The 358-nt window shown below is 52.5% G+C and carries 1 rRNA gene; it reads right to left on the bottom strand.

Annotation, left to right across the window (positions count from 1 at the left end):
* Positions 1 to 358 (bottom strand): 16S ribosomal RNA (locus H6A61_RS15495); the annotation flags it as partial.

The following is a 358-nucleotide window of genomic DNA, read 5'->3' as shown; positions in this document are numbered from 1 at the left end:
AGTCGCCTTCGCCACTGGTGTTCTTCCTAATCTCTACGCATTTCACCGCTACACTAGGAATTCCACTCTCCTCTCCTGCACTCTAGATAACCAGTTTGGAATGCAGCACCCAAGTTGAGCCCGGGTATTTCACATCCCACTTAATCATCCGCCTACGCTCCCTTTACGCCCAGTAAATCCGGATAACGCTCGCCACCTACGTATTACCGCGGCTGCTGGCACGTAGTTAGCCGTGGCTTCCTCCTTGGGTACCGTCATTATCTTCCCCAAAGACAGAGCTTTACGATCCGAAAACCTTCATCACTCACGCGGCGTTGCTGCATCAGGGTTTCCCCCATTGTGCAATATTCCCCACTGC

The sequence above is a fragment of the Bacteroides caecigallinarum genome (assembly GCF_016901995.1).
GTDB lineage: Bacteria > Bacteroidota > Bacteroidia > Bacteroidales > Bacteroidaceae > Phocaeicola > Phocaeicola cellulolyticus.
This window is presented reverse-complemented; position numbering and strand designations above follow the sequence as displayed.